This is a genomic window from Wenzhouxiangella sp. XN79A, assembly GCF_012272825.1.
In the GTDB taxonomy this organism is placed as follows: Bacteria; Pseudomonadota; Gammaproteobacteria; order Xanthomonadales; family Wenzhouxiangellaceae.
In genome coordinates this window covers 1-4,437 of the sequence record NZ_JAAWWS010000133.1, presented here as the reverse complement: position 1 = coordinate 4,437, position 4,437 = coordinate 1, and the positions used below count along the sequence as shown (strand labels likewise).

4 protein-coding genes are annotated in these 4,437 nt (G+C 68.9%); 1 reads left to right on the top strand and 3 read right to left on the bottom strand.

The genetic code is table 11. From position 1 onward, the window contains the following. Positions 1 to 785 precede the first annotated feature (785 nt). Positions 786 to 1,601, bottom strand: a complete 816-nt coding sequence (mutM, locus tag HFP89_RS03290; RefSeq protein ID WP_168716219.1) for a bifunctional DNA-formamidopyrimidine glycosylase/DNA-(apurinic or apyrimidinic site) lyase — start codon at positions 1,599 to 1,601, stop codon at positions 786 to 788. Between the two features lie 99 nt (positions 1,602 to 1,700). Here mutM and HFP89_RS03285 point away from each other — a divergent pair, with 99 nt between their 5' ends. Further along, the gene (locus tag HFP89_RS03285) at positions 1,701 to 1,907 is read left to right on the top strand and encodes a dodecin family protein (protein WP_168716218.1); all 207 of its coding nucleotides are present in this window, start codon (positions 1,701 to 1,703) and stop codon (positions 1,905 to 1,907) included. Positions 1,908 to 1,961: 54 nt separating this feature from the next. Here the strand turns inward: HFP89_RS03285 and HFP89_RS03280 are convergent, their stop codons facing one another. Together HFP89_RS03280 and HFP89_RS03275 are read right to left on the bottom strand one after the other, a co-directional pair. Next, the gene (locus tag HFP89_RS03280; RefSeq protein ID WP_168716217.1) at positions 1,962 to 3,452 is read right to left on the bottom strand and encodes an alkaline phosphatase family protein; all 1,491 of its coding nucleotides are present in this window, start codon (positions 3,450 to 3,452) and stop codon (positions 1,962 to 1,964) included. A 7-nt stretch (positions 3,453 to 3,459) separates the two neighbouring features. Then, on the bottom strand, positions 3,460 to 3,942 hold the full coding sequence (locus HFP89_RS03275) for a YajQ family cyclic di-GMP-binding protein (RefSeq protein ID WP_168716216.1): 483 nt from the start codon (positions 3,940 to 3,942) through the stop codon (positions 3,460 to 3,462). Between the last annotated feature and the right edge of the window lie 495 nt (positions 3,943 to 4,437).

The following is a 4,437-nucleotide window of genomic DNA, read 5'->3' as shown; positions in this document are numbered from 1 at the left end:
CGGGAGGTTCCGGGCTCGCCTGCTCGGCGCCCCGGAGCCTGTTCCACACCTCCGTCGTCCCGGGGCGCCGAAGGCGAACCCGGGACCTCGTGACGAAATCGCCCATCGAACCGAAGCGCCGACATCGGTAGGTTCCTGGCTCGCCTGCTCGGCGCCCCGGGACCTGTTCCACACCTCCGTCGTCCCGGGGCGCCGAAGGCGAACCCGGGACCTCGTGACGAAATCGCCCATCGAACCGGAGCGCCGACATCGGGAGGTTCCGGGCTCGCCTGCTCGGCGCCCCGGAGCCTGTTCCACACCTCCGTCGTCCCGGGGCGCCGAGGGCGAACCCGGGACCTCGTGACGAAATCGCCCATCGAACCGGAGCGCCGGCACCGGGAGGTTCCGGGTCCGCCTGCTCGGCGCCCCGGAGCCTGTTCCACACCTCCGTCGTCCCGGGGCGCCGAAGGCGAACCCGGGACCTCGTGACGAAATCGCCAATCGAACCGGAGCGCCGACATCAGTAGGTTTCTGGCTCGCCTGCTCGGCGCCCCGGAACCTGTTCCACACCTACGTCGTCCCGGGGCGCCGAAGGCGAACCCGGGACCTCGTGACGCAGTCGCCCATCGAACCGGAGCGCCGGCATCGGGAGCTTCCGGGTCCGCCTGCTCGGCGCCCCGGAACGACGGAAAGACCTTCGCGCGGAGATCCGCCCTCCCCACAGTCGAACCCGTCGCCCGCGCTCGATCGAAGACCTGACCCGAACCCCGAACCCCGAACCCCGAACCCCGTCCGTGCCAGGCGCCCTAGCGCTGACACTCCGAACACCACGTCGTCGCCCGCTGCCCGATCACCGCGCCCTTGATTTCTGCTCCACAGACCGGACAGGGCTCGCCGGCCTTGCCGTAGACCTTCAGTTCCTGGCCGAAGTAGCCCGGTGTGCCGTCACCGACGGTGAAGTCGCGCAGCGAGGTGCCGCCGACCTCGATCGCGCGGGTCAGCGTGGTGCGGATGGTCTCGGCCAGCACCGCGTAGCGCGCCCGGCTGACGCGGCCGGCGGCGCGCATGGGGTGGATGCCGGCGTCGAACAGCGACTCGGCGGCGTAGATGTTGCCGACGCCAACCACCACCGCGTTGTCCATGATGAAGGTCTTGACCGCAGCGCGGCGGCCGCGGCTGAGCCGCCACAGGTGATCGCCGTCGAACCGGTCGGACAGCGGCTCCGGCCCCAGCCCGGCCAGCCGCGGATGGACGAACGGGTCGTCGCCGGGCTGCCACAGCACCGCACCGAAGCGGCGCGGATCGGTGTAGCGGATTGTCCACCCGTCCCGCACCACGACATCGAGGTGGTCATGCGCGCCCGGCCCCGGCGCCTCGTTCCAGCCGCGGAACGAACCGGACATGCCCAGGTGCCAGAGCAGGCTGCCCTGCTCGAAGCGCCACAGCAGCCACTTGGCGCGGCGCTGAAGCGCCAGCACCTTGCAGCCGGCCAGGGCGGCGGCTTCGCGCGCCACCGGCCAGCGCAGCATCGGCTGGCGTACGGTCACGGCCTCGATCGTGCGGCCGGTCACCAGCGGGTCCAGGCCGCGGCGGGTGGTTTCGACTTCGGGCAATTCCGGCAATTTGAAATCCTTGCTCAGAGCGCGTACGGTGAAGGGCCCGGTCGGCGGCAGGGCTCGCGTCCGCGCCGAACGTTCATTCGAAGCCTACGAGGAGGATGCATGAGCATCGCACGCGTAACCGAGATCATCGCTTCATCGAGCCGCAGTTTCGAGGCGGCGATCGAAGAAGGCATCGACCGCGCCAACAAGACCCTGAAGAACGTCCAGGGTGCCTGGGTGCAGAGTCAGAAGGTCGAATGCGGAGACGACGGAAAGATCAAGGAATACCGCGTCGTCCTGAAAGTGACCTTCGTCCTGGCCGACTGACGGCCCAGGGCGCCTTCGCTCCGGGCACCGGCCACCGGCGCCCGGCCTTCGACATCAGGGCCGGACCCGGCCGCACCCCGACCAGCGTTCGCCGTCGATCTCGAAGGTCGCCTCGTCGCCCTTGGCCCAGAACACCGTCGTGGCGTCCTGGTACTTCGCACCCGACGCCGCCGGCACCGTCGGCAGCGCGAACATCCGCCCGGCCGTCTCGATCGAGGCCAGGCCCGGCGCGATGCGCACCACGAAGCGACGGCCGGGGCAGTCCCAGAGCGTGGTGTCGTAGTTCACGGCCGCGTCGGCGGCCAGCAACGGCTCGAACGCCGCCAGCGATCCCGCCGTCACCGCCGGCGGCACGTCCATCAATTCGGCCATCAGCGAATACAGGTCCACCGAGCGCACCGCCGGCAGCCGACTGCCGGCAGGAAACGCCGGGCCGTGGGCGATGAACAGCCCGTGCATCTCCCGCCAGGCCGGATCCCAGCCGTGCATGCCGTTCAGCTGGCCGAGCTGCATGCCGGCGTAGTAGGGCTTGTTGGAGATCATCCATCCCGGTTCGGCCTCGACCGTCACGTCGGGTACGCGCTTGTGGTCGTCGAAGCGGTAGCGCTCGGGCGCGTTGCCCTTGATCCAGGCCTTCGAGTTCGGAATCTCCGACACCGCGGCCAGGATCTCTTCGGCGCTCGGGCCGCCGTCGATGGTCCAGATCTGTGCCGCCGGTCCCCAGTCCGACACGCGCACCTGCGACAGGTCCAGGTAGTCGTCGAGCAGCACGTACCGCTCCAGGTCGATCCGGGTCATGCCGTGGTCGGAGGTGATGAGGATGTGCAGCTGATCGAGCAGGCCGCGCGCTTCGAGCCCGTCGATCAGGCGATCGAGCGCACGGTCGACCTCGTGCATGGTCTCGATCACCTCGGGCCGACCGGGGCCGTAGCGGTGGCCGGCCGAGTCGACCACCGAGAAATACAGCGACAGGAAGGTGGGCCGTTCGCCGGGCGGCAGGTCCAGCCAGGCCAGCACCTGGTCGATCCGCTCGTCGTGGGGCGTGTCGCCGGCATACGGTTTCCAGTAGGTCGGTCGCATGCCGCCGACCTGGGCCTCGGAGCCGGGCCAGAAGTAGGTCGCGGCCACCTTGCCGGCCTTCTCCACGGTGTTCCAGATCGGCTCGCCGTCGTACCAGTAGCCGTCGCTGACCGCGTCGCGGTTGCCCAGCGAAAAGCTCGACTCGCGCTCCGGGTCCCACATGTTGTTCGCCACCACGCCGGTGCCCTCGGCATACAGGCCGGTGGCCGTGGCGTAGTGGGTAGCGAAGGTCTTGGTCGGGAAGACGTGCATCAAGCCGTCGGCGCGCAGCCCCTCGTCGGCCAGGCGCTGGAGCGCCGGCAGATCGGCCAGCTCGAGGTAGTCGTGGCGGAAGCCGTCGATCGAGATCAGCAGCAGTGGCGGCACGCTGTCGGCCGACCGCTGGTCGACCACGGCACAGGTGGCCAGCAGCGCGATCAGGGCGCCGGCGATCAGCGTCGAGACGATGCGTTGGAACTGGGGCACGATGGAATCAATCCCGGAAGTTGTTGAATTGCAGCGGCCGGTCGGCATCGGCCTCCCGCAGCAGCGCGATCGCGGCCTGCAGATCGTCGCGCTTCTTGCCCGACACCCGGATCGAGTCGCCCTGGATCGCCGCCTGCACCTTCAGCTTCGAGGCCTTGATGGTCTTGACCAGGCGCTTGGCCAGTTCGGCGTCCAGGCCCTGCTTGAGCGTGACGACCAGCTGGACGGTCTTCCCCGAAGCGCTCGGCTCTCCGGCCTCGACCGCCTTCAGATCGATGCCGCGCTTCGACATCTTGGCGTACAGGATGTCGAGCATCTGACGGACCTGGAAATCCGACTCCGAGATCAGCGTGATCGTCGAGTCGTCATGCTCCAGGCGCGAATCGCTGCCCTTGAAATCGAAGCGGTTCTGGACTTCCCGACGCACCTGGTCGACCGCATTGGCGACCTCGTGGGCGTCGAGCTCGGAAACGGTGTCGAACGAAGGCATGGCAAGGGTCCGGGAATCGGTCGGCCGTCTAGTGTAGCGGCAGCGCCACGGGCCGGGCGGTCGTCGGTGTCTTCACGAAGCCCGGTGCGCGGCCGCCGAGCGACGAGAGCAGGAAGATGTCCGGAGCCGGCCCGGCAAGCGAAGGGCGGCCCGACCGGTTCGCGCGGGATCCGCGCTCCCACAGTCGAACGCGGCGGTTGCCTGCTTTTCCTGTTGGAGGCCGCTTGCGGGCGAAGGTTGAACTCGGCGATTCGCGAGCAAGCTCCCTCCAGCAGTCGGACAGAGCGGGGCACCTGATGGAAGGCCTGTTGGAGGCCGCTTGCGGGCGAAGGTTGAACCCGGCGATTCGCGAGCAAGCTCCCTCCAGCAGTCGGACAGAGCGGGGCACCTGATCGAAGGTCTGTTGGAGGCCGCTTGCGGGCGAAGGTTGAACCCGGCGATTCGCGAGCAAGCTCCCTCCAACAGTCGGACAGAGCGGGGCACCTGATCGAAGGC